23 protein-coding genes are annotated in these 23958 nt (G+C 66.7%); 13 read left to right on the forward strand and 10 right to left on the reverse strand.

All coding sequences use genetic code 11. The features are described 5' to 3' along the window. Positions 1 to 254: 254 nt before the first annotated feature. Genes clcA through Q7V45_RS04330 form a run of 3 tightly spaced genes read right to left on the reverse strand, consistent with a single transcriptional unit; the run spans position 255 to position 3011 of the window. Positions 255 to 1625, reverse strand: a complete 1371-nt coding sequence (gene clcA / locus Q7V45_RS04320; RefSeq protein ID WP_304847545.1) for a H(+)/Cl(-) exchange transporter ClcA — start codon at positions 1623 to 1625, stop codon at positions 255 to 257. 57 nt (positions 1626 to 1682) lie between these two features. Next, on the reverse strand, positions 1683 to 2321 hold the full coding sequence (gene bluB, locus Q7V45_RS04325) for a 5,6-dimethylbenzimidazole synthase (protein ID WP_304847549.1): 639 nt from the start codon (positions 2319 to 2321) through the stop codon (positions 1683 to 1685). A gap of 60 nt (positions 2322 to 2381) precedes the next feature. Then, positions 2382 to 3011 carry a HupE/UreJ family protein gene (locus tag Q7V45_RS04330; RefSeq protein ID WP_304847552.1) on the reverse strand — a complete coding sequence of 210 codons (630 nt, stop codon included), beginning with the start codon at positions 3009 to 3011 and terminating at the stop codon, positions 2382 to 2384. A gap of 131 nt (positions 3012 to 3142) precedes the next feature. Between Q7V45_RS04330 and Q7V45_RS04335 the strand changes: the two genes are divergently transcribed. Both Q7V45_RS04335 and Q7V45_RS04340 read left to right on the forward strand, forming a co-directional pair. Further along, positions 3143 to 4618, forward strand: a complete 1476-nt coding sequence (locus tag Q7V45_RS04335; protein WP_304847555.1) for a cobyric acid synthase — start codon at positions 3143 to 3145, stop codon at positions 4616 to 4618. Positions 4619 to 4640: 22 nt separating this feature from the next. Next, the gene (locus Q7V45_RS04340) at positions 4641 to 6449 is read left to right on the forward strand and encodes a sulfatase-like hydrolase/transferase (protein WP_304847558.1); all 1809 of its coding nucleotides are present in this window, start codon (positions 4641 to 4643) and stop codon (positions 6447 to 6449) included. 23 nt (positions 6450 to 6472) lie between these two features. Here Q7V45_RS04340 and Q7V45_RS04345 read toward each other — a convergent pair whose 3' ends face one another. Beyond that, positions 6473 to 7960, reverse strand: a complete 1488-nt coding sequence (locus tag Q7V45_RS04345; RefSeq protein WP_304847561.1) for a YdiU family protein — start codon at positions 7958 to 7960, stop codon at positions 6473 to 6475. Between the two features lie 4 nt (positions 7961 to 7964). Continuing rightward, positions 7965 to 8330 (reverse strand): hypothetical protein, encoded by a 366-nt coding sequence (locus Q7V45_RS04350; RefSeq protein ID WP_304847566.1) that lies wholly within the window; start codon positions 8328 to 8330, stop codon positions 7965 to 7967. Between the two features lie 73 nt (positions 8331 to 8403). On the opposite strand from Q7V45_RS04350, the gene Q7V45_RS04355 reads away from it, so the two are divergent. Next, positions 8404 to 9351, forward strand: a complete 948-nt coding sequence (locus Q7V45_RS04355) for a histone deacetylase family protein (protein WP_304847569.1) — start codon at positions 8404 to 8406, stop codon at positions 9349 to 9351. A gap of 25 nt (positions 9352 to 9376) precedes the next feature. After that, the gene (locus Q7V45_RS04360; protein ID WP_304847572.1) at positions 9377 to 10075 is read left to right on the forward strand and encodes a hypothetical protein; all 699 of its coding nucleotides are present in this window, start codon (positions 9377 to 9379) and stop codon (positions 10073 to 10075) included. Positions 10076 to 10090: 15 nt separating this feature from the next. Here the strand turns inward: Q7V45_RS04360 and Q7V45_RS04365 are convergent, their stop codons facing one another. From Q7V45_RS04365 to Q7V45_RS04385, 5 genes are all read right to left on the reverse strand, one after another. After that, entirely contained in the window at positions 10091 to 12139 is a 2049-nt protein-coding gene (locus Q7V45_RS04365; RefSeq protein WP_304847576.1) for an adenylate/guanylate cyclase domain-containing protein, read from the reverse strand. An 80-nt stretch (positions 12140 to 12219) separates the two neighbouring features. After that, complete coding sequence (locus Q7V45_RS04370; RefSeq protein WP_304847579.1) at positions 12220 to 12585, reverse strand: hypothetical protein; 366 nt, start codon at positions 12583 to 12585, stop codon at positions 12220 to 12222. Positions 12586 to 12645: 60 nt separating this feature from the next. Next, the gene (gene aqpZ / locus Q7V45_RS04375; protein ID WP_370692556.1) at positions 12646 to 13338 is read right to left on the reverse strand and encodes an aquaporin Z; all 693 of its coding nucleotides are present in this window, start codon (positions 13336 to 13338) and stop codon (positions 12646 to 12648) included. A gap of 138 nt (positions 13339 to 13476) precedes the next feature. Continuing rightward, the gene (locus tag Q7V45_RS04380; protein WP_304847582.1) at positions 13477 to 14073 is read right to left on the reverse strand and encodes a YdeI family protein; all 597 of its coding nucleotides are present in this window, start codon (positions 14071 to 14073) and stop codon (positions 13477 to 13479) included. Continuing rightward, positions 14073 to 15209: a mandelate racemase/muconate lactonizing enzyme family protein gene (locus Q7V45_RS04385; protein ID WP_304847586.1), complete on the reverse strand. Its 1137-nt coding sequence runs from the start codon at positions 15207 to 15209 to the stop codon at positions 14073 to 14075. The genes Q7V45_RS04380 and Q7V45_RS04385 overlap by 1 nt, the downstream gene beginning before the upstream one ends. Positions 15210 to 15269: 60 nt before the next feature. Here Q7V45_RS04385 and Q7V45_RS04390 point away from each other — a divergent pair, with 60 nt between their 5' ends. The 9 genes from Q7V45_RS04390 to Q7V45_RS04430 all read left to right on the forward strand — a co-directional run bounded on the left by Q7V45_RS04390 (position 15270) and on the right by Q7V45_RS04430 (position 23859). Further along, positions 15270 to 16283: an NADP-dependent oxidoreductase gene (locus Q7V45_RS04390; protein ID WP_304847590.1), complete on the forward strand. Its 1014-nt coding sequence runs from the start codon at positions 15270 to 15272 to the stop codon at positions 16281 to 16283. Then, entirely contained in the window at positions 16280 to 17467 is a 1188-nt protein-coding gene (locus Q7V45_RS04395; RefSeq protein ID WP_304847593.1) for a CaiB/BaiF CoA-transferase family protein, read from the forward strand. The genes Q7V45_RS04390 and Q7V45_RS04395 overlap by 4 nt, the downstream gene beginning before the upstream one ends. 4 nt (positions 17468 to 17471) lie before the next feature. After that, positions 17472 to 18533, forward strand: coding sequence for an SDR family oxidoreductase (locus tag Q7V45_RS04400; protein WP_304847596.1), 1062 nt, complete (start codon positions 17472 to 17474; stop codon positions 18531 to 18533). A 97-nt stretch (positions 18534 to 18630) separates the two neighbouring features. Then, positions 18631 to 19245, forward strand: coding sequence for a TRAP transporter small permease subunit (locus Q7V45_RS04405; protein WP_304847599.1), 615 nt, complete (start codon positions 18631 to 18633; stop codon positions 19243 to 19245). Further along, positions 19242 to 20534, forward strand: a complete 1293-nt coding sequence (locus Q7V45_RS04410; protein WP_304847602.1) for a TRAP transporter large permease — start codon at positions 19242 to 19244, stop codon at positions 20532 to 20534. Before Q7V45_RS04405 ends, Q7V45_RS04410 begins: the two co-directional genes overlap by 4 nt. Before the next feature lie 20 nt (positions 20535 to 20554). Beyond that, positions 20555 to 21616, forward strand: coding sequence for a TRAP transporter substrate-binding protein (locus Q7V45_RS04415; RefSeq protein ID WP_304847605.1), 1062 nt, complete (start codon positions 20555 to 20557; stop codon positions 21614 to 21616). 10 nt (positions 21617 to 21626) lie between these two features. After that, a complete protein-coding gene (locus Q7V45_RS04420; protein WP_304847608.1) occupies positions 21627 to 22172 on the forward strand; it encodes a HutD family protein in 546 nt (181 codons plus the stop codon). A gap of 12 nt (positions 22173 to 22184) precedes the next feature. Continuing rightward, a complete protein-coding gene (locus Q7V45_RS04425; protein WP_304847613.1) occupies positions 22185 to 23108 on the forward strand; it encodes a 2-dehydropantoate 2-reductase in 924 nt (307 codons plus the stop codon). 7 nt (positions 23109 to 23115) lie between these two features. Next, positions 23116 to 23859, forward strand: a complete 744-nt coding sequence (locus Q7V45_RS04430; RefSeq protein ID WP_304847616.1) for a substrate-binding domain-containing protein — start codon at positions 23116 to 23118, stop codon at positions 23857 to 23859. The last annotated feature ends 99 nt before the right edge of the window (positions 23860 to 23958 follow it).

Raw genomic sequence — 23958 nt, forward strand, 5'->3', positions numbered from 1 at the left:
AGACACCGGACCTGTCCCTCGCTCCACTACAGGCTCAGGCCTTGGAGACCTACGGGCTCAGATCCGGCGACGGGCGGTTGTTGGAGCAGCCGCCCGTTCGCACATCATGGCACCAGCGCCGCACACAAGAGACCTTCTCTCTACGATTGGCCGGCTCTTGGTGGAGCAAAGGTCTCTCCGCTTCGCGCCGGAGCCTGCCCCGAGGGCTTCCGAGGGGGCGCTCCGGTCGAGACGACGGGAGCTTTCATTACGCTCTAAGCGCCGCGCTGGTCGTCCATACCGACAGGCGTCGGCACGCCGGTCGTGACAGGCGGTGGCGGTGTCTTCCCCGCAAGTCGCAAGGTGCGCTCCAGCAGCAGCTCGTAGAGCGGCCGGCTGCCCAGCGCCTGGGCGACGGCATTGGCCGTCACGCACGTCACGATCAGCGGCAGGATGAGCGCGTAGCCGCCGGTCAGTTCGGCGGCCAGCACGACGCCGACCAGCGGCGCGCGGATGGAGGCGGAAAACAGGCCACCCATCGCGGCAATGACGAAGGCGGCGCCCGCCAGCGGCGGCAGCGGCACGGCCATCTGCAGCAGCGCCGCCGCGATCAGGCCCACCGTGGTGGCAAGGGTCAGCAGCGGCGCGAAGATGCCGCCGGGAACACCCACCGGATAGCTCAGCATGACGCCGACGAACCGCAACAGGCACAGCAGCAGCAGGATCTGGATGGACAGGTTGCCGGTGACGAGGCCGGGAATCAGCAGCTCCCCGCCGCCCACGGCCTGCGGCAGCACGATGGCCAGTGCGCCGATGGCCGCCCCGACCACGAGCGCCGGCACGAACGGCACTTTGCGAAACGTGGTCGCCACCCAGTCGAGCAGGAAGAGCAGCGTGCGATTGAACACGAGGCCCAGCCCGCCCAGGAATATCCCCAGCACCACGAACGCCGGCAGCAGCGACAGCGGCATCTCGGCATTGTCGAGCTTGAGTTGCGGCGCCGTACCGCCCACCAGCTCCATGCCGATGGCACTGGCCGTCGAGGCGATGATCACCGCGGTGTAGGAACGCAGCGTGTAGCGGAACTGCTTGCGCGTCTCCTCGATCACGAAAAGGATCGCCGCCAGTGGCGCGTTGAAGGCGGCCGCGAGGCCGGCCGCGGCACCCGCCGCCAGCAGGCCGCGCAGCTCCGCCTCGGTGAGCTTCATGCGCTCCGACACGGCCTGCGCGATCGACGCACCCATGTGAATGGTGGGACCCTCGCGCCCGGCGACGAGACCGGACGAGAGCGCCAGAACGCCGCCCACGAATTTCACCGGCAGCACCCTCCGCCAGCGCACGTCGCGCAGCCCCTCCATTGCGCCTTCGATCTCCTGGACGCCGCTGCCGGCCGCTTCCGGTGCGATGCGACGCGTGAGCAGGAAGGACGCGACCAGGGCGATGGCGGCAATCCCCGCCGCTGCGACGATGGTCAGGGTGCCAGAACCGAGACGTGCAACCAGCCAGGACGGCCAGTGAACCAGCGTGTCGACGACGAGATGAAAGGCGGCACCCAAGACGCCAGTGGCCAGGCCGCACAGGGCCGCCAGAAAATACAACGCCCCATCGGAGATCGATTGCTCTGCCGGTCGATCCCCTGAAGTCACGCGCTGCCCCCGATGATGAGGACCAATAATGACCGGGGCGAACCGGGTGTCAAAGCGTCAGCGCGTGAAGACGACGTCACTGATGTCGCTGCGCACTTCCCAGTGATGCCGCTCCAGTTCGGGGTCGAGATGCTCCTCGGCCGGGAAGCCGAGGCAGAGATAGGCGACGAGGTTCCAGCCCGCCGGCACGTCGAGTGCACGCGTCACTTTCTTCGGATCGAGGATCGAGACCCAGCCCATGCCGATCCCGTCGGCACGCGCCGCCAGCCACAGGGTCTGGATCGCAGCCACCACGGAATAGTGCAGCGTCTCGGGCATGGTCTGCTGGCCGAGGCCGCTGCCGGTATGCGTGCCGTCGTCGGAGAAGACCGCGAGATGGACAGGGGCTTCCTTGAGGCCCGCCAGTTTCAGGCCGGCATAGATCGCATGCTTCTCGCCGTCGTAGCCGGCAAGCGCGTCCTCGTTGGCTTCGGTGAAGCTCTCCACCACGGCGCGGCGGCGTTCCGCCGACTGGACATGCACGAACCGCCAGGGCTGGCTCAGTCCAACAGACGGCGCATGGCTGGCCACTTCCAGCAAGGCGTCGATACGCTCGCGCGCCACCGGATCGGTGCGAAAGCGCCGCACGTCACGCCGCCACAGGACGAGCTCGCGGAGCTCGGCCCGGAAGGCCGCGTCGAAAACCGGATGCGTCATCTACTCCACCGAATGAACGAAAGAACGAGGATGGTCATACCCTTCGCGGGAGCGCCAAGCTCAGCCGACCAGGCCGGCCGCTTCGATGGCGGCGACTCCACCGGCCACCATCACGAGGCAGCCCGCGATCATCAGCGCCGTCCGCTGCGCGGGCCACTTGGTTGCGCCCAGGGTGATCGCGCAGGATGCGACTCCCAGCACCGTCTGGGCGAGCAGCAGGCCCGAGACATAGGCGACAATCGGCACGGTATCGGCACCGACCAGTACAGATCCCATCGAATAGCCGTGCACGAGTCCCGCGACGGCGAAGACGGCCGACGCCACCTTGGGGCTTAGCGGCTGGCGCAGCAGGATCAGAAGGCCGATCACCATGGTCGTCAGCGCCACGAAGGTACCGCCGGCCGGGATTTCATACGGACTAAGCTGGATCGCCACGCCGGCGATGGCGGCCAGCCCGAAAGCCAGCACGGGCACGATGCCACGCGCGGCAATGCCGACCAGGATGCCGATGCCGATCATCGCGGCGAGATGATAGAGGCTGATCACCGGGAGGCCGACGCCCTGCATGAAACCTTCGGCGAAGGTCATGGGAGGCTCGTCGTCGAGAATCCCCTGGGCATGGGCCGAGACTCGCCACGCCGCAACGAGCGCGCCTGCCAAGATCCCCCCCAACCGTTTCGAAACCGACATCACGCTCCCTGAATGCGCTTCTTGGGGCGCACGTTCACTCCGGATAGGTTGCTGAAATCCCGCGTATGAATCTGTAGTTCGCACTTTAAATGCAATTTTCAAGAAACAGTTTGCCCCGGTTTGGAGGGCCCATGCAAGCACGCGCGCTGATGATCCAGGGGACCGGCTCCGATGTCGGCAAGTCGCTGCTGGTCGCTGGCCTCGCCCGGGTGTTCGTCCGGCGAGGGCTGCGGGTCCTTCCTTTCAAGCCGCAGAACATGTCGAACAATGCGGCGGTGACGGCCGACGGCGGCGAGATCGGCCGCGCCCAGGCGCTGCAGGCGCGGGCGGCACGGGTGGACGTCAGCGTCCACATGAATCCGGTGCTGCTGAAACCCCAGAGCGATATCGGTGCCCAGCTGATCGTGCAGGGCCGCGTCGTGGGCAACACCTGGGCGCGCGAGTACCAGGCCATCAAGGCCGGCCTGCTGGGCGCCGTGCTGGACAGTTTCGGCCGTCTGGCTGCCGAAGCCGATCTCGTGCTGGTCGAGGGCGCGGGTTCCGCGTCCGAGGTCAATCTGCGCGCCGACGACATCGCCAACATGGGTTTCGCGCGGGCGGCGGACGTACCGGTCGTGCTGGTGGGCGACATCGACCGCGGCGGCGTCATCGCGAGCCTGGTCGGGACCAAAGCCGTGATCGATCCCGCGGACGCCGCGATGATCGTGGGCTTCCTCGTCAACCGCTTCCGCGGCGATCCGAGCCTGTTCGCCGGCGGTATGGCGTTGATCGCGAACCGGACCGGCTGGCCGGCGCTTGGCCTCGTGCCCTATTTCCCCGACGCCATCAGGCTGCCTGCGGAGGATGCGCTCAGCCTGCCCGGGCGCAGTGCGCCGGGCGGTGCCGTGAAGGTCGTCGTGCTGGCCTATCCGCACCTCGCCAACTTCGACGATGTCGATCCGCTGCGCCAGGAACCGGGCGTCGATGTCGTCTTCGTGCGACCCGGCGAGCCGATCCCGGGCGACGCTAGGCTCGTCATCCTGCCCGGCTCCAAGGCCACCATTGCCGATCTCGCCACCCTGCGCGAGGCCGGCTGGGAGATCGACCTCAAGGCCCATCTGCGTCGCGGTGGCCATGTGCTGGGCCTCTGCGGCGGTTATCAGATGCTCGGCCGGCGCATCTCGGATCCCGAGGGGATCGAAGGGCCGCCCGGCAGTGTCGAAGGGCTTTGTCTGATCGAGGCGGAGACCGTGATGGGCGGCGACAAGGTCCTCGTCGAGGTGACCGGCAAGACCGTGGCGGAAGGCGTGCCGTTCAAGGGTTACGAAATGCATGTCGGCCGAACGACCACGACCACGCGCCCGCTGTTCGATCTCGACCGCGGCGGCACTGACGGCGCGATCGACGCGAGCGGTCGGGTGGCCGGCTGCTACATCCACGGTCTGCTGGCAGACGATCGCCAGCGGCGTCACTGGCTGCAATGGATTGGCGCCAACAGGTCCGGTCTCGACTACGAGGCCGGAATCGAGGACACGCTCGACCGGCTGGCCGATCACCTGGAAGAGCATGTCGATTGTGCGCGGCTCCTCGAACTTGCGCGCCGGCCGCGATTCGGTGCTACGAGCTGAGCGAGTTCTCACCGGGGAAGCCATGACTGATCCATCGCGCAGGTCCTTCATCGCCGGCAGCGCCGCGCTCGCCGCTACGTCCGCTTGCGATACCCCCGCCCAGGCGCAGACGACCAGCATCACCGGCGGCACCGAATCGGCCTTTCCCTCCGCGGAGGCGCCGGGCTCGAACGACGGTGGCTACAACATCCTCTTCATCCTGACCGACCAGGAGCACTACATGGGTCCCGGCTGGCCGATACCGCTGCCGGGACACGAGCGGCTACGCACGACGGGCACCTATTTCGAGAACCACCAGATCGCGGCGGACATGTGCTCGGCCTCGCGCGCGGTGATCTATACCGGCCTGCACATGCCGCTGAACGGCATCTTCGACAATGCCGGCGTGCCCTACATGAAGAGCCTGGATCCGGCGTTGCCGACCATCGGCAAGATCCTGCGCAGGATGGGTTACTACACCGCCTACAAGGGCAAGTGGCACCTGAACGGTGCGATGGCGATGGAGAACCACGCCGGCGACATCAAGGCGCTGTTCGAGACCATGATGGATCGCGACTACGGGTTCTACGACTATACCGGCGTCGGCGACTTCATCGAAGGCGCGCAGGGCGGCTACCAGTACGACCAGATCACCGCGGCGCAGGCCATCCAGTGGCTGAAGGCCAAGGGCCGGCCGATGACCGACAGGAAGCAGCCCTGGTATCTCGCGGTGAATCTCGTGAACCCGCACGACGTCATGTGGGTGAACACCGACAAGCGCGGCGATAAGCCGGTGCAGGCGGTCGAGGCCAAGCTCAAGATCGACCATCCGCCGGACGATTCCTTCTACCGGCGGGAATGGAACGAGATCCCGCTGCAGAAGACCTGGCGGCAATCGCTCGACACGCCCGACCGCGTGCCGGCGCATCGCATCTACAAGGGGGCCAATGCCATCCTGACCGGGCTGATCCCGCAGGAAGAGTGGCGCATGCGTCTCAGGCAGAACTACTACTTCAACGCCATTCGCGACGCCGACCAGCAGATCGTGCAGATGCTGGAGCAGCTCGACCGGCTGGGTCTCACCGACAAGACCATCGTGATCTTCACCTCCGATCACGGCGAGCTGCTGGCCAGCCATGGCGGCCTGCAGGGCAAGGGCACGACCACCTACCGCCAGCAGAATCACGTGCCGATGCTGGTGGTCCATCCGGAGATCAAGGGCGGCCAGCGCTGCCTCGAACTCACCTCGCATCTCGATTTCGTGCCGACCATCGTTGCGCTCACGGGCAAGTCGACGGTGCCGGTGGCCGATACGATGAACCGGATGAAGGGTCAGGATTTCTCGCCCCTGCTGCGCCAGCCGGTGAATCCCGCCTTCACCCAGAACCGTGGCGGCACCCTGTTCTGCTACAGCCAGCTCATGGTGCACGACGCCAACTTCACGCGGACCCTCTACGAGACCCTGCAGGACAAATCGATCGCGCGATCGGACCAGTTCAGGAAGATCGAATCGTTCCCCGTCGACTGGAAGCTGCGCGTCTGCATCCGCTCCATCGTCGACGAGCGCTACAAGTTCAGCCGCTACTTCTCGTTCCAAGGCTTCAACGCGCCGGCGACTCTCGAGGAACTCCGGGCGAAGAACGACCTCGAACTCTACGACCTCGTGAACGATCCCGACGAGATCGTGAACCTCGCGCACGACTTCGAGCGCAACCGCGACCTGATCGCGATGATGAACGGCAAGCTGAACGCCCTGATCGCCCGCGAGATCGGCACTGACGATGGACGCTTCATGCATCTCGACCGGTGGATCGACTGGAAGGACGCGAGGCCGACCGCGATCAATCTCTGATGATGGCCGAGCTTCGCTCGGCCCTACGTCCCGCAGAAGGTCCTGTAGACGCGCTCATCGGGCGGCGGAGGCTCGGCATAGGCGGAGAATTCCGGCCGCTCCTCGAACGGCTTTGCCAGCACCGCGAGCAACTCCTCGAACGGCGCGTAATCCTCGCGTTCGGCCGCGGCGGTCAGCGCCAGTTCGACCCGGTGATTGCGGGGAATATAGACCGGGTTCGCCGCATGCATCGCCGCTCGCCGGTCGGCGCCGTCCTGCGATTCGCGAGAGAGGCGCTCGCGCCAGCGCGGGACCCAGGCGTCGAAGGCTTGAGGCTTGTCTCCGAACAGGCTGCGGACCTCCGCGTCGGCCGCGGGATCGGCAGCGGCATCTCCCAGTCGGCGGAAGGTCAGGGTGAAATCGGCGAGACCACCGGTCATGGCGTTGAGCAGGTCCTGGGCGAGCGCGGCGTCGCCCTCTTCCTCGGTGAACAGACCGAGCTTGCGGCGCAGACCACCGATAAGCGCCGTCGCGTAGTGCTGGCGGAAGGTCCCCAGCACTTCATTGGCAATCGCCAGCGCCTTGTCGCTGTCGTCGGCCAGCAGCGGCAGCAGGGTCTCGCCGAAACGCGCCAGGTTCCAGTGGGCGATGCCCGGCTGATGGGCGTAGGCATACCGCCCCTGCTGGTCGATCGAGCTGAACACCGTCTCCGGATTGTAGGCGTCCATGAAGGCGCAGGGGCCGTAGTCGATCGTCTCGCCCGCGATCGAACAATTGTCTGTGTTCATCACGCCGTGGATGAAACCGACGTGAAGCCATCTGGCCACGAGGGCGGCCTGTCCGCCGATCACCGCCTCGAACAGCCCACGATAAGGCTCGGCGGATTCGCGGGCCTCCGGGTAGTGCCGCGCGATCACATGGTCGGCGAGCAGGCGCAACGCCTCGGTGTCGCCGCGCGCGGCGAAGAACTGGAAGGTGCCGACGCGCACGTGGCTGGAGGCGACGCGCGTCAGCACGGCGCCCGGCAGCTCGCCGTCGCGCCAGATCGGCTCGCCGGTGGTGACGGCGGCCAGCGAGCGCGTCGTCGGGATGCCAAGCGCTGCCATCGCCTCGCTGACGATGTATTCGCGCAGCACCGGTCCCACCGCCGCGCGGCCATCGCCGTTGCGCGAGAAGGGCGTGGGGCCCGAACCCTTGAGCTGAATGTCGCGGCGCCGGCCGGCGCGGTCCACGACCTCGCCCAGCAGGATGGCACGACCGTCGCCGAGCTGCGGCACGAAGTTGCCGAACTGGTGACCGGCATAGGCGAGCGCGATCGGCTCAGAACCCGGCGCCACGCGGTTGCCCGCCAGCATCTCCACACCCTCGGGGGACGCGAGCGCGCCTGGATCGAGCCCGAGCTGCAGGGCGAGCACCTCGTTCAGTTTCACCAGCCGTGGCGTCGCCACCGGCGTGGGCGCAAGCCGGGCATAGAACCGCTCCGGCAGCCTCGCATAGCTGTTGTCGAACGGCAGACCCGGCAAGGCGTCCATGTTGCTACTCGTCGTAACGGGCGGTGGTGATGCCGCTCATGCGGTCGTAGTGGAGTGATATGTTCTTCAGGGTGCAGAGGTTCAAGTAGCCCCAGACGGCGGGCGGACCGCCATCGGCGAAGGTGACCTTCAGATCGCCCATGCACCAGTCCGTCGGCGCCCGGTAGGAGACTTCGCGGGCCTCGCCCGGCCGGATGGCCGGCGGCCGCAGGAAGTTCGGCCCCCACATGTTGAGCTGGGTCGGCGAAACCGAGAGCTGGGCGATCGGATAGGCCATCGAATTCTTCAGCCGGAAGGTGGTTTCCTGGGCCGACGCCTGCCCGGCGAAGAGGACGAGGGCGGCGGCGACCAGACAGCTCAACTTGGACAAAACAACCTCACAGCGATCGATGGGTTGCGGGTGACTCTGTCGCAGATCGCCGAACCGCGCTAGAGGGGGATGCATGACGCTGCTGATCAGCCACCCGTCGTTTCTCGAGCACGATACCGGCGACTATCACCCCGAGCGGCCCGACCGGCTGCGCGCGGTGACTGCGGCGCTGGCCGACGAGGAATTCGCGACTCTCACCCGTCTGATTGCGCCCGCCGCCACGATCGAGCAGCTGACGCGTGTCCATCCGCCGGCCTATGTCGACGCGATTCTGGGCATTCGCCCACCGGAAGGCGAGCTGGTCCATGTCGATGCCGACACGGTGATGAGCGCCGGCAGCGCCAATGCCGCCCGCCACGCCGCCGGCGCCGTCGTGGCCGCCGTCGACGGCGTGCTGGGCGGAAAGGCCCACACTGCCTTCGCGGCCGTGCGTCCGCCCGGCCATCACGCGACGCCCGACGTGCCCGGAGGCTTCTGCCTGTTCAGCAACGCCGCGATCGGCGCCCTGCATGCGCGTGCGGCCCACGGCCTGCGGCGCATCGCCCTGATCGACTTCGACGTGCATCACGGCCAGGGCACGCAGGCCGTGGTCGAGACCGACCCCGACCTGTTCTACGCCTCGTCGCACCAGTATCCGCTCTATCCCGGCACCGGCTCGCCGCGCGAGCGCGGCGTCGATGGCAACGTCGTGAATGCCGCCCTGCCCGCCGGCAGCGGCAGCACGACGTTCCGGGCGGCCTGGGGCGACCGGCTTCTGCCGGCACTCGACACCTTCGCACCAGACCTCATCATCGTCTCGGCAGGCTTCGATGCCCATCGGCGCGACCCCCTGGCGCAGCTCGACATCGAGACCGAGGACTTCGTCTGGCTGACCGACGAGCTTCTGGCCATCGCCGGGCGACACTGCCGCGGGCGCCTCGTATCCGTCCTCGAGGGAGGGTACGACCTCGCCGCCCTGGCCGAGTCCGTCGCCGCCCATGTGCGGGCGTTGATGCGTACCGAAGGCGACTTGCGCGTGTAACGGTGCCGGGCGAAATTCTCGCCGCTTGAAAAACAACAGCCATGGTCTCTTCCTCGGCACACTGCTCTGGGCGGTCGCGGCCATCCTTGCCAGTCCGACATTGGCCGCCGGCGGCGCCCATATCGTCGACGATTCCGAGGTCGAGACGCCCGGCACCTGCCATCTCGAGCTGTGGGTGTCGCGCTTCGTGCCGGGCGACGGATACGCGAATGTGGGGCCGGCCTGCACTTTCCTGAAAATTCCCTGGTTGGAGGTCGGCGCAGCCTACCAGCACTACTGGGATGACATCGCCGCCGGCCCGCTGGTCGGGCCTCAGATCAAGATCAATTTCCAGCCGGCTTCAGAAGGCCTGGGTGTCGCGCTGGGACTGAACGCAGCCGTCAATGCGCGCACCGGTGAACTGGGTTTGGCCAGCCTGCTCGCCCTGGTGACCATTCCGGTCACTGAAAAATTCCGGATCAACGTGAATGCCGGCTGGAGCTATCTGAACGACGAAAACCCCACGGCTTTCTTCTGGGGCGGCCAGGTCGAGGTCGATGTCGGCTGGGACGTCACCCTGATGATGGAAGCCTTCGGTCGCCAGCCCGGCGTGATCGGCAACCAGATGGGCCTGCGCTACACGCCGGCAGCCCATCCGAGATTCGATTTCGATCTGCTGGTGGGGACGATCTTCGACCAGGACAGCACGAAGTTCTTTACGCTCGGCGTAACCGTACGGTTCTGATCCGGCGGCTCGACGCTATTTCCGGTCCATGTGCCAGGTGCCGTCCCATCCGGCCGGGACACCCTCGCGCAGGAAGGTTTCGCACCGCCCGATGTAGACGTGACGGGGCGCGTCCTCCCCGCGCATCGCCGATGCGGCCCGGAAGCCGTCCAATGCCTCTTCGAAGCGGCCCGCGACATAAGCCTCGCGGGCCTTCTCCCACGCGGCGAGAAAGGCGGCATGTTCGGTCCGGCTGGCGTTCTCGCCCATCGGCTCATAGACGTCGTGCGCTTCCGTCGTACCCACGGCCACGACGCGGTCGATGTGCCGCCACACGAACAGACCGGAAGTCGGTCCGGCGACCTCGCCACTCGCCAGGATCTCGGTGCCGTAGACCTTGTTCATGCCTTCGAGGCGCGACGCCTGGTTGGCGACCTGGCCGACCAGCGTATAGTTGATGCGCTCGTGCGCACCGACATTGCCGACCACCGCCGGACCGGTGTGCAGGCCGAAGCGCGTGCGGAAACCCGGCCGGCCGCGCTCGCGCCATTTCTCCGACAAGGCATGACCCGCGGCGGCGGCCTGCAGCGCGCCGCGGCAGGCATTGGCGATATGATCCGGATCGGTCTCGGGCGCATTCCAGAAGGCCATGATGCTGTCGCCGATATACTTGTCGATCGTGCCGCGATTGGCCGAGATCGCCGAGCCCAGCGCCTCGAAGTAGCGCGACAGGCGGCTGGTCAGCAGTTCCGGCTCCATCGTCTCCGTGAGCAACGAGAAGCCCTCGATGTCGGTGAACATCACCGTGACCTCGCGACGCGTTCCGCCGACGCCGCTGCTCGCCGGCGACCGCATGATCTGCTGCACGAGAGTCTTGGAGACGTAGCGCCCGAAGATCTCCAGCCCGGAGCGCATGTTCTCGACCGCATCGGACAGGCGGGCGATCTCCGTGATGCGGCTCTGCACGGGCTGCCGGTCCGAGAAATCGAGCTGGCGGATGCGCTCGGTCTTGAGGGCAATACGCGCGATCGAGCGCGACAGGATCAGCGACGCGGCCAACGCGCCGAGCACCGCAAGCGCGACGGCAAGCGCCGCGGCGATCGCGGCCCGTTGCAGCAATACCTGGGACTCGGCCGTCAGCTCCCGCACCGGCACTGCCGCGGCGATCACGAAGCGCTGCCCCAGCAACGGCGGCATGCGATGGACGATCACACGATAGACATGGCCTCCGGCCTCGACCTGGCGATCGATCTTCGCATCGGTTGCGACCGCCTCCACCACGGACTTGCGCAGGATCTGTCGCACCAGCTCGTCCGACGGCAGGCAGCCGGGCAGCGTCGGCGCGCAGGGCTCCGACTCGATTTCGACCGCGCCACCGGCATGACCGACCACGATCACCGAATTGGCGGTGATCTTGTAGGCAGTAAGCAACTGCGAGAGCGTCCGGAGCGTGAAATCGAAGCCCATGACGCCAAGACCGGAGCGCAGCGGGATGCCGGCGGAGATGCCGGCGTCGGGTGTCTGGGCGAAGCGATACGGCTCGGTCAGGATCGCCTGCTTCGCCTTCATCGCCTCGACGTACCAGGGCCGGATGCGGGCATCGAAGCTGGTCGTGGTCGTGCGGGCGGGACCCTGAGTGCCGTCCGGGAGATGGAACCAGTAGGTCTCCGTCCGCGGAGGCGCCCCCGCCTCGATCACCCGCACGATGATCGACTCGCCATCCGGCGCGTCCAGTTCGAGCCGCTGCTCGATGCTGAAGGTTTCCGGCCGCCCGGCATAGATGAAACTGCCGTCGGTATAGCCGACGAACGCCGACTGCACCGCCGGATGACGTCTCAGCATGGCGACGAGTTGGTGCCGGCGGTCTTCGTCCGTCACCGGATTTTCCGTGGCGTTGAAGCTCGGGCCGAAGGCAAGGGTCTGGCCGACTGAGACCACCACATGCAGGCCGGCGGTGAGAAAGTCCTCCACCGCCGATTCGAGACGGGAGACCTTCTGGTCGGCGCTGCGCTGTTCGAGCAGATCGACAGAACGCCAGCCGAGCCAGAGCAGCACGCTCGTGAGCGGCACCACGACCAGGGCCATCAGCGTCAATATCGTGACGCTGAACGGAATTGACCGTCGCACCGACGTCACACGTCAATCAAATGCGAACGCCGCAAAAGTCAGGCCTTCACCGCATTCCACTTGCAGCCACCGTCCCGACTCTGGGCGACGAGGCTCGGCGGCGTGGCGCCGAGGTCGGCTGTGTAGATGATGTTCATGCGACCGAGGTCGTAGCGGCCCTCGTAGATGTTCGGCCGGATCAGTTTCATTTTCACGTCTATGCCGCCGGCCGACCTCAATTCGACCTGGCCATTGACGATCTTGAAGGTGTGTACGCGCGTGAAGGACGAATCGGCCTGGATGCAGCCGGTGATGCTGTTGGGATTTTCCTTGAACCGGAACTTCACCTCGACGTCCTGCTGGGCGGCGGCCGCGAACGGCAGTAGTCCCGCCAGGGCAAGCGTGGCCAGTCTCCTGATGAACATGACGATCGTCCTCTTTTTGGCCAGGGTTGAACCCCACTCTACAGCGCCCGGACGACCCCGTCAGTCCTTGCTGCGCAGCAGACCGTAGGCACCGCCGGCGATCGCGCCCCCCAGCAGCGGCGCCACCCAGAACAGCCAGAGTTGCGACAGGGCCGCGCCGCCCACGAACAGCGCCGGCGCCGTGCTGCGCGCGGGGTTCACCGACGTATTGGTCACTGGAATGCTCACCAGATGAATGAGCGTGAGCGCGAGGCCGATCGCGAGGCCCGCCACCGCCGGGCTGACGCGCTTGTCGGTCGCGCCCAGGATGATGGTCACGAAGCCGAAGGTCATGACGACTTCGATGACCAGCGCGGAGACCAGCCCGTACTTGCCAGGCGAGTGATCACCATAGCCGTTGGTCGCGAAGCTACCGATCTCGGCCCCGGCCTTGCCGGTCGCAATGACATAGAGGATGGCGGCCCCGGCGATGCCGCCCAGCACCTGGGCGACCACATAGTGAATGACCTCGCCCAAGGGAAAACGGCCTGCCACGGCCAGCCCGACCGTTACCGCCGGATTGAAATGACCGCCCGACACCCCGCCCACGGCATAGACCATCGTGAGGACGGTGAGGCCGAACGCGAGCGCCACGCCTGCGAAGCCGATGCCGAGTTGCGGAAAGCCGGCGGCGAGAACGGCGCTGCCGCAGCCGCCCAGCACCAGCCACGCAGTCCCCAGAAATTCTGCATAGAGACGATTGGTGATCGGCATGTTTCTCCCCCGAGTTGCCGAAGTAAGTGTACGCCTTCGCCGACTATTTTCCTAGTTCATGCGTACACTTCGCGGACTTGTGCAGCGGCGAACGAACGACCGCACTGCGAACGGCTGGATCCGACATTGCGCTGAAGACTATTTCTTTCCCTGCGGATAGAGCGTCTCGCCGCGCTTCAGCATCTCGACGAAGGCCGCGATCTTCCTCTTTCGTCCCGCCTCGGTCTTCATGTTGTTGAGCTGGAAGGCGAGCGCGAAGCGGTTTTGCGCATTGAGCCGGGCCAGCATCGCCTTTGCCTTGGGCTCGGCGTCGATGGCGGCCTGCAGATCATCGGGAATTGTCGAGCCCTTGGTCCGATAGGCGCGCGCCCAGCGCCCGTCCTTCTTCGCGGCCTCCACCTGTTTCAGCCCGTGCGCCGTCATGCGTCCTTCGTCGATCAAGCGGGAGACGTTGTCGACGTTGACCTGGCTCCAGATGCTCCTGGGTCGGCGCGGCGTATAGCGCTGCAGGAAGCTCTTTTCGTCGAGCCCCTTGCAGATGCCGTCGATCCAGCCCCAGCAAAGAACGGCGTCGATGGCTTCCTTGCTCGTGATCGACTTCACCCCCGATTTGATCTTGAAGATCCTGATCCAGAGTTCGTCCACCGTGCCGTGATGCTTGCCGAGCCAGGCGTAGAAGCTTCCCGCATCTTCGAAAAGGCGGACCTTGTCCGGATCGACCTTGACCGGCGGCATCAGCAGACCCGGTAGCGTTCGACCGCATCCATATCGAGCTCGATGCCGAGGCCGGGCCCTTCCGGCAGCAGGACGTGCCCATCCTCGAGCTTGAGCGGCGCCTTGAGCAGCTTGGTCCGCAGCTCGTTGTCGCTCATGTCGTATTCCAGCATCGAAGGATGCGGCGGATGGTCGGTGTGCGGGGTCGCCGGCAGCGCGGCGAGGAAGTGGCAGGCCGTCGCGAGGCCCACCGCGCCGCCCCAGACATGCGGCGCGACCCGCAGGTTCTGCGCATGCGCCAGCGCCACGACGCGCTTGGCTTCGGTGATACCGCCGACGCCGGGGATCGAAGGCTGCACGATGTCGATGCAGCGCCCGTCGATCAGCGCGCGGAAGTCGCGCACCGTGTGGTGGGCCTCGCCGGCCGCCAGCGCGATCGGCGAGCGCGCCCGCAACTCGGCATAACCGCGGAAATCGCCCGGCGGCAGTGGCTCCTCGATCCAGTGGACGTCGAACGGCTCGATCGCCCGGGCGCATTCCAGCGCCACGTCGGCCGTATAGGCGCCGTTGATGTCGACCAGCAGCAGCTTGTCGGGCCCCAGCACTTCGCGGGCAAGCTTCACGCGCTCGACGTCGCTCCGAATGCCGCGGCCGATCTTGATCTTGGCGCCGGCATAGGGATGGGCCGCCGCCTCCGCCATCATGTGCTCGAGCTGGCGATCGGGATCGTCGGAGAAGAAGCCGGTCGAGGCATAGGCCGGGAAGCGTGTCGCGCCGCAGCCGCCGATCAGGTCGCAGACGCGCACGCCGAAGCCGCGGGCCATCGCATCCCACAAGGCGACGTTGATGCCGGCGAGACAGGACGTGAGCTGGTTGCCGACGCCCAGATGATAGATCGCATTGCGCACCCTCGCCTCGACATGATCGAAGTCGAAGACGCTGCGGCCCAGGAACATCGGCTCGAGCATGCGGAAATACTCCCGCGTCACCAGCGGATTGCCGAAGGCCTCTCCGATTCCCTTCACGCCCTGGTCGGTTTCGACCTCGACCAGCCCGCCCTGGCGGCGGAACCCGCCGCCGCGCGACATGCCGTAGGCCTTCTCCGGCGCGAAGGAATATTCTAGTCCGATGAACGAAAGACGGCGGATCGTCGGCATGGCAGCTCCTGCAAATCCCGCGCTATGGTGGGGCCCAAAGCAAATCGGAGGCAACCGCTCATGAGCATCCCCAAGACCCACCGCCGCGTCGTCCTCGTGCGCCGCCCGCCTGGCGAACCCGCCGAATCCGATTTCCGCGTCGAGGAGGCGCCGGTGCCCGAGCCGCGCCACGGCGAGGTGCTGGTCAAGGTGCACTACCTCTCGCTCGATCCCTACCAGCGCGGCCGCATGCGCGACGCCGCCTCCTACGCCTCGCCGATCGGCCTCGGCGAAGTGATGACCGGCGGCACGGTGGGCGAGGTCGTGGCCTCGCAGAATCCCGACTTCAAAGTGGGCGACATCGTCGAGGATCGCCTCGGCTGGCAGGAATATGCGATCGGCGGCGGGCCGGCCCTGCGCAAGGTCGATCCCTCGCTGGCGCCGATCTCGACCGCCAACGGCGTGCTGGGCATGCCGGGCATGACCGCCTACTTCGGCCTGCTGCACGTCGGCCAGCCCAAGCCCGGCGAGACGGTCGTGGTCTCGGCCGCCTCCGGCGCCGTCGGCCAGGTGGTGGGACAGATCGCCAGGATCATGGGCTGCCGCACCGTCGGCATCGCCGGCGGCACGAAGAAGTGCGCCTTCGTGAAGGACGAGCTCGGCTTCGATGCCTGCATCGATTACAAGGCCGAGAAGGACCTCGACGCCGCGCTGCGCGCCGCCTGCCCCAACGGACCCGACGTCTATTTCGACAATGTCGGCGGTGAGATCACCGATGCCGTCCTGCGCAACATCAACTTCTTCGGCAGGGTCGCGCTGTGCGGCTCGATCTCGCAGTACAACGCGACCGGCGCCTCGATGGGCCCGCGCCTGCTCGGCACCTTCGTCGGCAAGCGCGTGATGGCGCGCGGCTTCATCGTCACCGACTTCGCACAGCATTACGGGCCCGCGATGCGCCAGATGGGCGAATGGATCCGCGACGGCAAGCTCAAGTATCGCGAGGACATCGTCGAAGGCATCGACAAGGCACCCCGCGCCTTCATCGGCCTGCTGCGCGGCGAGAACTTCGGCAAGATGCTGGTCAAGCTCGCATGAGCTACGACGCGCCCTTTGCCGGCCTCAAGGTCGTCGACCTGAGCCAGGGCATCGCCGGCCCCTATTGCGCCATGCTGCTGGCCCAGCACGGCGCCGAGGTGATCAAGGTCGAGGGAATCGGCGAGGGCGACTGGGCGCGCACCCTGGGCGTCCACTACGGGAGCCACAGCGCCTTCTCGATCATCGGCAACATGGGCAAGCGCAGCCTGTCCGTCGACCTCAAGAGCGAGGCCGGCAAGGAGATCGTGTGGCGCCTGCTCGAGGATGCCGACATCTTCCTCGAAGGCTTCCGGCCGGGCGTCATCAAGCGGCTGGGCTTCGACTATGCCGCCGTCTCTGCCCGCGTGCCGCGCCTCCTCTACGTGTCGATCTCGGGCTTCGGCCAGACCGGGCCGCTGGCCGAGCGGCCGGCGATGGACCCCGTGCTGCAGGCCTATACCGGCATGATGGCGGAGAATCGCGGCGAGGACGGCATTCCCCATCGCGTGCCGGTGATCGTGGTCGACATGTCGACCGCGCTCTATGCCTTCCAGGCGGTGAGCGCGGCGCTCTATGCGCGCCGCGACGAAACCAGAGGTCGCTACATCGACGTCAGCCTGATGCAATCGGCGACGGCGCTGCAGTCGATCCGGCTGATGGCCTGCCATCTCGAGGGCGGCACCATGAAACCGGGCGGCGTGCCCGGCGGCGTGTTCCGGACCGCGGATGGCTGGATGTCGATCCTCGCCCTCAAGGACAGCGACTGGCAGAGCCTCTGCGCGTTGATGGAGGTGCCCGCGCTGGCGCACGAGGAACGCTTCGCCACGCCGGCGGCGCGTCTTGCCAACGAAGCGGCGCTCTATGCGATCGTGCGGCCGATGATCGAGGCAAAACCCTCAGCGCATTGGAGCGAGAAGCTCACCGCTGCGAAGCTGATGCATGAACGGCTGAACAGTTACGCCGACTTCATCAATCAGCCGCACGTCAAGGAAACCGGCCTCATACACTGGCTGGAACAGGCCGGCGTACCGACGAAAGTGCCGGTCCCCGCCCTGCCCGGCATGCTGCCGCCGACTCCGGGCACGGCTCGCGCCGAAGCACCGGTCCCCGGCCAGCACAGCCGCGCGGTCCTCGGCGAGCATGGCTACACGGCGGGCGAGATCGACACGCTGATCGCCAACGGCACCATCGCGACGACGAGGTAGAAGCATGCAGAAGAAAGCCGTCGTGGTCGGCGCCCTTGGCGTCATCGGCCGCTACATCGTCGAGCGTCTGGTGGCCGAGGGCGACTGGCAGGTGGTGGGCCTGTCGCGCCGGCCGGAGAAGGATGGGCCGCGCTATCGGCACGTATCGGTCGATCTGCTCGACCTCGACGACGTCGCCGCGAAGCTGAAGGATCTGCGCGACGTCACGCACGTCTTCTACGCCGCGTTCCAGGCGGGCACCGGCAATGCAGCAGGCTATGCCTCCGTGATCGTCCCCAACCGCGACATGCTGGTCAACTCGGTCACTGCCATCGCCAAGACCTCGCGCAGCCTGCAGCGCGTCGTGCTGGTCACCGGCACCAAGTATTACGGCACGCATCTCGGCCCATTGAAGACGCCGATGCGCGAGACCGATCCGCGCCACATGCCGCCCGACTTCTATTTCGACCAGATCGACTGGCTGACCGGCTTCCAGCGCGGCAAGCGATGGAGCTGGACGGAGCTGCGGCCCCAGACGCTCTGCGGCTTCGCGCCCGGCACGGCCATGAGCATCATGCCGGCCATCGCGGTCTATGCCGCGATCTCGAAGGAACTCGGCCTGCCGCTGCGCTTTCCCGGCAAGCCCGGCGCCTACGGCACGGTCTACCAGGTGACGGAGTCCTCGCATTTCGCCAGCGCGGCGCTGTGGGCCGCCACCGAGAAGCGCGCCGCCAACCAGGCCTACAACATCACCAACGGCGATTACTTCCGCTGGCGCAACGTCTGGCCGCGGATCGCCCGGGTCTTCGACATGCAGGTGGGCGAGCTGCAGACCATCAGCCTGACCCAGCAGATGGCCGACAAGGCGGACCTGTGGGCGGAGATGACGAAGAAGCACCGGCTGAAGAAGTTCGACTTCGGCCAGCTCGTCGCCTGGCCGTTCGCCGACTATGTGTTCGGCTCGGACTGGGACGTGATGTCGGACGTCACCAAGAGCCGGCTGCACGGTTTCCACGAGGTTGTCGACAGCGAGGCCATGTTCGAGCGCCTGCTGACGCGTTTCCGCAAGGAGAGGATCGTGCCCTAGCGGGCGGCCAATGGGCAGAATACAAGGGGCATGGCCTGGACATTGCTTCGGGTCTTGATGGCTGCGGGGCGCCGTCATTCCGGGGAGTAATGCGTATATGAGTGAGTCTTCCAGCCTCCTGCCGCCCGAACCGTGGCCCCAGCGCATTTCGCGTATCCTCGCCTGGGTCGGCGGCGCCATCATCCTCGTGGGCTGCAGCGGACTCATCACCATCGACGTCATCACCCGCTACCTCTTCAAGCGTGGCATGGTCGAGAGCTTCGAAATGTCGGGCTATGCCCTGGCTGCCTGTATCGGCCTGGGCCTCGGCTTCGCCACCACCTCCAAGACGCACATCCGCGTCGACATCCTGCTCGACGCCTTTCCGCGGCCCGTCCGGGTCGCCTTCGACCTCCTCGCCGCCCTGTCGATGGCGCTGCTGGCCGTCGCGCTCGCCTGGTTCTGCTGGGGCACGCTCGCCCAGTCCATGGCGATGAACGCCAAGTCGGTGTCGGCCCTCCAGACGCCGATGGCGCTGCCGCAGTCCGTCTGGTGGGTCGGCATCTTCTGGTTCGCCTGCGTCGCCGTGCTGCTGCCGATCCAGGCCGTGATGCGACTTCTGGCCGGCGACGGTCCTGGTTTCGACGCGCTGATCGGCAGCCTGCGCGTCGCTGAGGAAATCAGCCAGGCCGGCGTCGAGCAGGCACCGCCCGCGAACGGGACGCCGCGATGATCGGCACGGCCTTCACCCTGCTCGTCGTCCTGGTGGGAATGAGCCTGCCGGTCGCGGTCGCGCTCGGCCTGATGGCCTATGTCCTCTCGGAGCGCTTCGCCTTCTTTCCGATGACCGGCGCGATCGGCGAGCTTGCCTGGAACTCGTCCAACGACTTCATCCTGATCGCTGCGCCCATGTTCATCATGATGGGCGAGCTGATGCACCGGTCCGGCATGAGCGAGCGGCTGTTCGCGGCGCTGACCCCATGGTTCGCGCGCATTCCCGGCCGCCTGATCCATACCAACATCGCGGCGAGCGCGATCTTCGCGGCCACCTCGGGCTCCTCGGTGGCCACGGCCGCCACCATCGGCACGGTCGCCATCCCCAACATGGACAAAGGCGGCTACAGCCGGCCGCTGTTCCTGGGCTCGATTGCCGCCGGCGGCACCCTGGGCATCCTGATCCCGCCCTCGATCAACATGATCATCTATGCCGTGCTGACGGACACGTCGGTTGCCGACCTGTACGCCGCAGGGTTCATCCCCGGCCTCATGCTGGCGGGACTGTTTTCGCTGATGGTGCTGGCGCTCTGCCTGTTCCGCCCGCAATGGGCCGGCCCCCGGCGGGAGACGGCGAACCTCTGGCACGAACGCCTTTCCGGCCTGAAGAACCTGCTGCCGCCGCTTGGCCTGTTCCTCGTCGTCGTGGGATCGATCTATGCCGGCATTGCCACGCCGACCGAGGCCGCAGCGCTCGGGCTGATGGCCACGCTGGGCCTGGTCGCGGCCAACGGCCAGCTTACCGTGCCGGTCCTGCTTCGGGCCTTCGAGGGCACCGTGCGGACGACCTGCATGGTCATGCTGATCGTGATCGCGGCCTTCTTCCTCAACTTCGTCATGGTGTCGATCGGCCTCGTCAAGGCCATCACCGACACGGTGCTGGCGCTCGGCCTGTCGCCGCTCGGCATGCTGATCGCCATCGTCGTGTTCTACCTGATCCTGGGCTGCTTCATGGAGACGCTGTCCATGATGATCGCCACCACGCCGGTGGTCGTTCCCGTGATCGTGGCGCTGGGCTACAGCCCGGTCTGGTGGGGCATCGTCTTCGTCATCCTGATGGAGGCCGCGCTGATCACCCCGCCGGTCGGCCTGAACCTATACGTGGTACAGGCGGTGCGACGCAGCGGCGCCTTCTCCGACCTTTGCATCGGTGCGCTGCCGTTCGTGATGATGATGCTCGTCATGATCGGCATCCTGATTGCTTTTCCCCAGCTGGCCCTGTGGCTGCCGGCCCTTCTCAAAGCCTGACTTCATCAAAGGAGGATTTCATGTCCCTGAAGACTCTCGTCGCGGCGGCAGCTCTGGCCGGCTCGTTCGCCATCGGCAGCGCGGCGGCGCAGACGCCGCCGGCCCTGCCCTCGACCTCGTTCAACGTCGTGGGCAGCATCGGCGGCCTGTCGATGTACACCAGCCGCGAACTGCCCTTCTGGACGGTGACCGTGCCGAAGGAATCGGGCGGCGCGCTCAAGGTGCAGGTCAAGCCCTTCACCGAGCTGGGCTTCAAGGGCGGCGAGATCTTCCGCCTCGTCTCCAGCGGCACGCTGCAGTTCGCCACCACCGTCCTCAACTACAACTCCGGCGAAGTGCCGATGAACGAAGCCGCCGACCTGGTGGGACTCGTCGGTTCGGTCGAGGAACTCGAGAAGGTCATCGACGCGATCCGGCCGGCCTACGCCAAGTTCCTCGAGGAGAAGCACGGGATCAAGCTTCTCGGCTTCGGCTCGTACCAGGCGCAGGTCCTCTACTGCCGCGATGCCTTCGTCACCATCGCCGACCTGAAGGGCCGCAAGATCCGCGCGTCGGGCGCCTCGCAGCAGGCCTTCGTCACCCACATCGGCGCCTCGCCGCTCAACATCGCCTTCGCCGAGGTCCAGCCCGCGCTCGCCAGCGGCGTGGTCGACTGCGCCATCACCGGCGCACTGTCGGGCTACAAGTCGAAGTGGCACGAGTCCGCGAAGTTCATTTCGCCGATGCCGATCAACTTCGGCGTGGCCGCCCAGCTCGCGAACCTGAAGTGGTGGAATTCGCTCGACCCCAAGATCCAGGCCTTCCTGCAGACCGAACTGAAAAAGCTCGAAAAGTCGATCTTCGAGCAGGCGCGGACCGAAACGCAGACCGGCATCAACTGCAACACCGGTACCGGCCCGTGCAGCGAAGGCGCGCCCGCCAGCATGAAGCTGGTGCCCATCACGCCCGCCGACGAGGCCCTGCGCAAGGACGCGCTCACCAAGGCGATCCTGCCGTCCTTCGCCAAGCGCTGCGGCCCGGAGTGCGTCAAGACCTGGAACGACACGGTCGGCAAGACGCTGAACGTCACGCTCGCACCGTAACGGGCAGCCCATGATCACGCTGCTCGATCCCGCCGGCTATCTCCGCACGCCGTGGAAGAACGGCGGCGGCACGACCGTCGACATCGCCTTCTCGGGCGATGTCTGGCGGTTCGGCCGCACGCCGATCGTGCAGCCCGGACCCTTCTCCGACTATACCGGCTACGATCGCGTCCAGGTCCTCGTCTCCGGCAGCGGGTTGGTGCTGGAGACGCCCCAAGGCGAGATCGACGTGCGCCAGCCCTTCCGGCCCGTGCGCTTCGCCGGCGAGACCCCGATCGTGAGCCGGCTCGAGGCCGGGCCGGTGGAGGTCGTCAACCTGATCGGTGCCCGGGCCCAGGTGAAGGTCGACATCGCCATCCTCGACGAGGACCGCACGCTCATCCTGAAACCCGGAACGCACATTGCCTACAGTCCCCACGGCGATGCGACGGTGGCGGTGCAGGGCAACGAGCGCAAACTGGCGTCGGATTATGCGCTGCGGCTGGACATCACCGTGCCGATACGGCTGAGCGGTCGGGTGGGCTGCCTGCTGGTCGGCAGCATCACCGCGGCATAGGAGACGAGTTCGATGAGGATCGCGGTTGTCGGCGCCGGCGGCGTCGGAGGGGGATATGGAGCGTCGCTCGCGCAGGCCGGTGCCGACGTCACCTTCATCGCCCGCGGGGCTCATCTCGCGGCCATGAAGAAGGATGGGCTAAGGATCGAGAGCGTGCGCGGCAACACGCATCTACAGCCGACGCAGGCCACCGAGCATCCGGCCGAAGTCGGCCCGGTCGACTATGTGCTGTTCTGCGTGAAGCTGTGGGACGTCGAGAGCGCGGGCGCGGCAATCAAGCCGATGATCGGGCCCGACACCGCCGTCATCACCCTGCAGAACGGCGTCGACGCCCACGAGCGCCTGGTGCCGATCCTGGGCGCCCGCGCCGTCATGCCGGGCGTCGCCAACATCAGCGCGACCATCGCCGAGCCGGGGCTGATCCGCCAGACCGGCACGGTCATGCGCATGGTGTTCGGCGAACCCGACGGCAGCCGCAGCCCCCGCGCCGTGGCGTTCGCGGAGATGTGCGGGAAAGCCGGCATCGAGGGCGTGCTGAGCAAGGCCATCCTGACCGATCTCTGGATCAAGTTCGTCCTGCTGGCCTCCAATGCCGGCGTCATGGCGCTCACGCGCCTGCCGGTCGGCAAGCTGCGTGACGATACCGACATCAATGCGATGTTCCGCGCCGCCTACGAGGAAGTGGCCGCGGTCGGGCGCGCCCTGGGCGTCACCCTGCCCGCCGACATCGTCGAACGGACCTTCAATTTCAACCGCAATGCCCCGCCGCACCTGATGGCGTCCATGGCGGTCGACCTGCTGCGCGGCAACCGGATCGAGCTGCCCTGGCTGTCGGGCAAGGTCGTGGAGCTGGGCAGGAAGCACAATGTCCCGACACCGACACACGCGCTGATGTATGCTGCGCTGAAGCCCTACGTCATGGGCACGCCAGCCTGAGGAAACCATGCGCGTCCTGCTCGTCCTTCTGTTCGCCCTCGCCGCAGGCCGCGCCTCGGCCGCCGATCTCAAGCTGTTGACCGCCGGCGCCTACAAGCCGGCCGCCCTCGAGATCGTCGCCGACTTCGAGAAGAAGACCGGCCACAAGGTCACGATCGACAGCGGCACGACCGGGGCCCTGCAGAAGCGCGTCGCCGCCGGCGAACATTTCGACGTCGTCGTGATCCCGCCGATCCCGATGGCCCAGTTCCTGGGCAACCGCATCGAAGAGAGCAGCGCCAAGGAACTGGCCCGCGCCGGCGTCGGCATGGCCATCAAGCAGGGCGCGCCGGTACCCGACATTTCCGAGCCCGACGGATTCAAGAAGGCGCTGCTGGCGGCGCGTGCCGTCGCCTACGTCGATCCGGCCTCGGGCGGGTCGAGCGGCATCTACGTCGCCCAGCTCTTCCAGCAGATGGGAATCGCCGACCAGCTCAAGCCCAAGAGCGTGCTGGTCCAGGGAGGCCTGGCGGCCGAGCAGATCGTCGACGGCAAGGCCGACGTCGCGCTCCAGCAGAGCAGCGAGCTGATGGGCGTGCCGGGCGTGCAGTTCGTCGGCCCGATCCCGCTGATGCTGCAGAACTACACGATCTATTCCGGCGGCATCTCCGTGGCCTCCGGCAACCGCGCCGCCGCCAACGCGCTTCTGCTGGCGCTCGCCAATCCCGAGAACGGGAAGATCTTGAAGTCGAAGGGCCTCGACAGTCCCTGAGAGAAAGAGAAGGGTCCTTCGCTGCGCACAGGATGACACCTGTGTTGTGGTTCGACGCCCTGCGCCCCTTCCACAACCGGTGGCATCCGGAGCGCTGCG

Origin of the sequence: Reyranella sp. (assembly GCF_030651995.1) — a bacterium.
In the GTDB taxonomy this organism is placed as follows: Bacteria; Pseudomonadota; Alphaproteobacteria; order Reyranellales; family Reyranellaceae; genus Reyranella.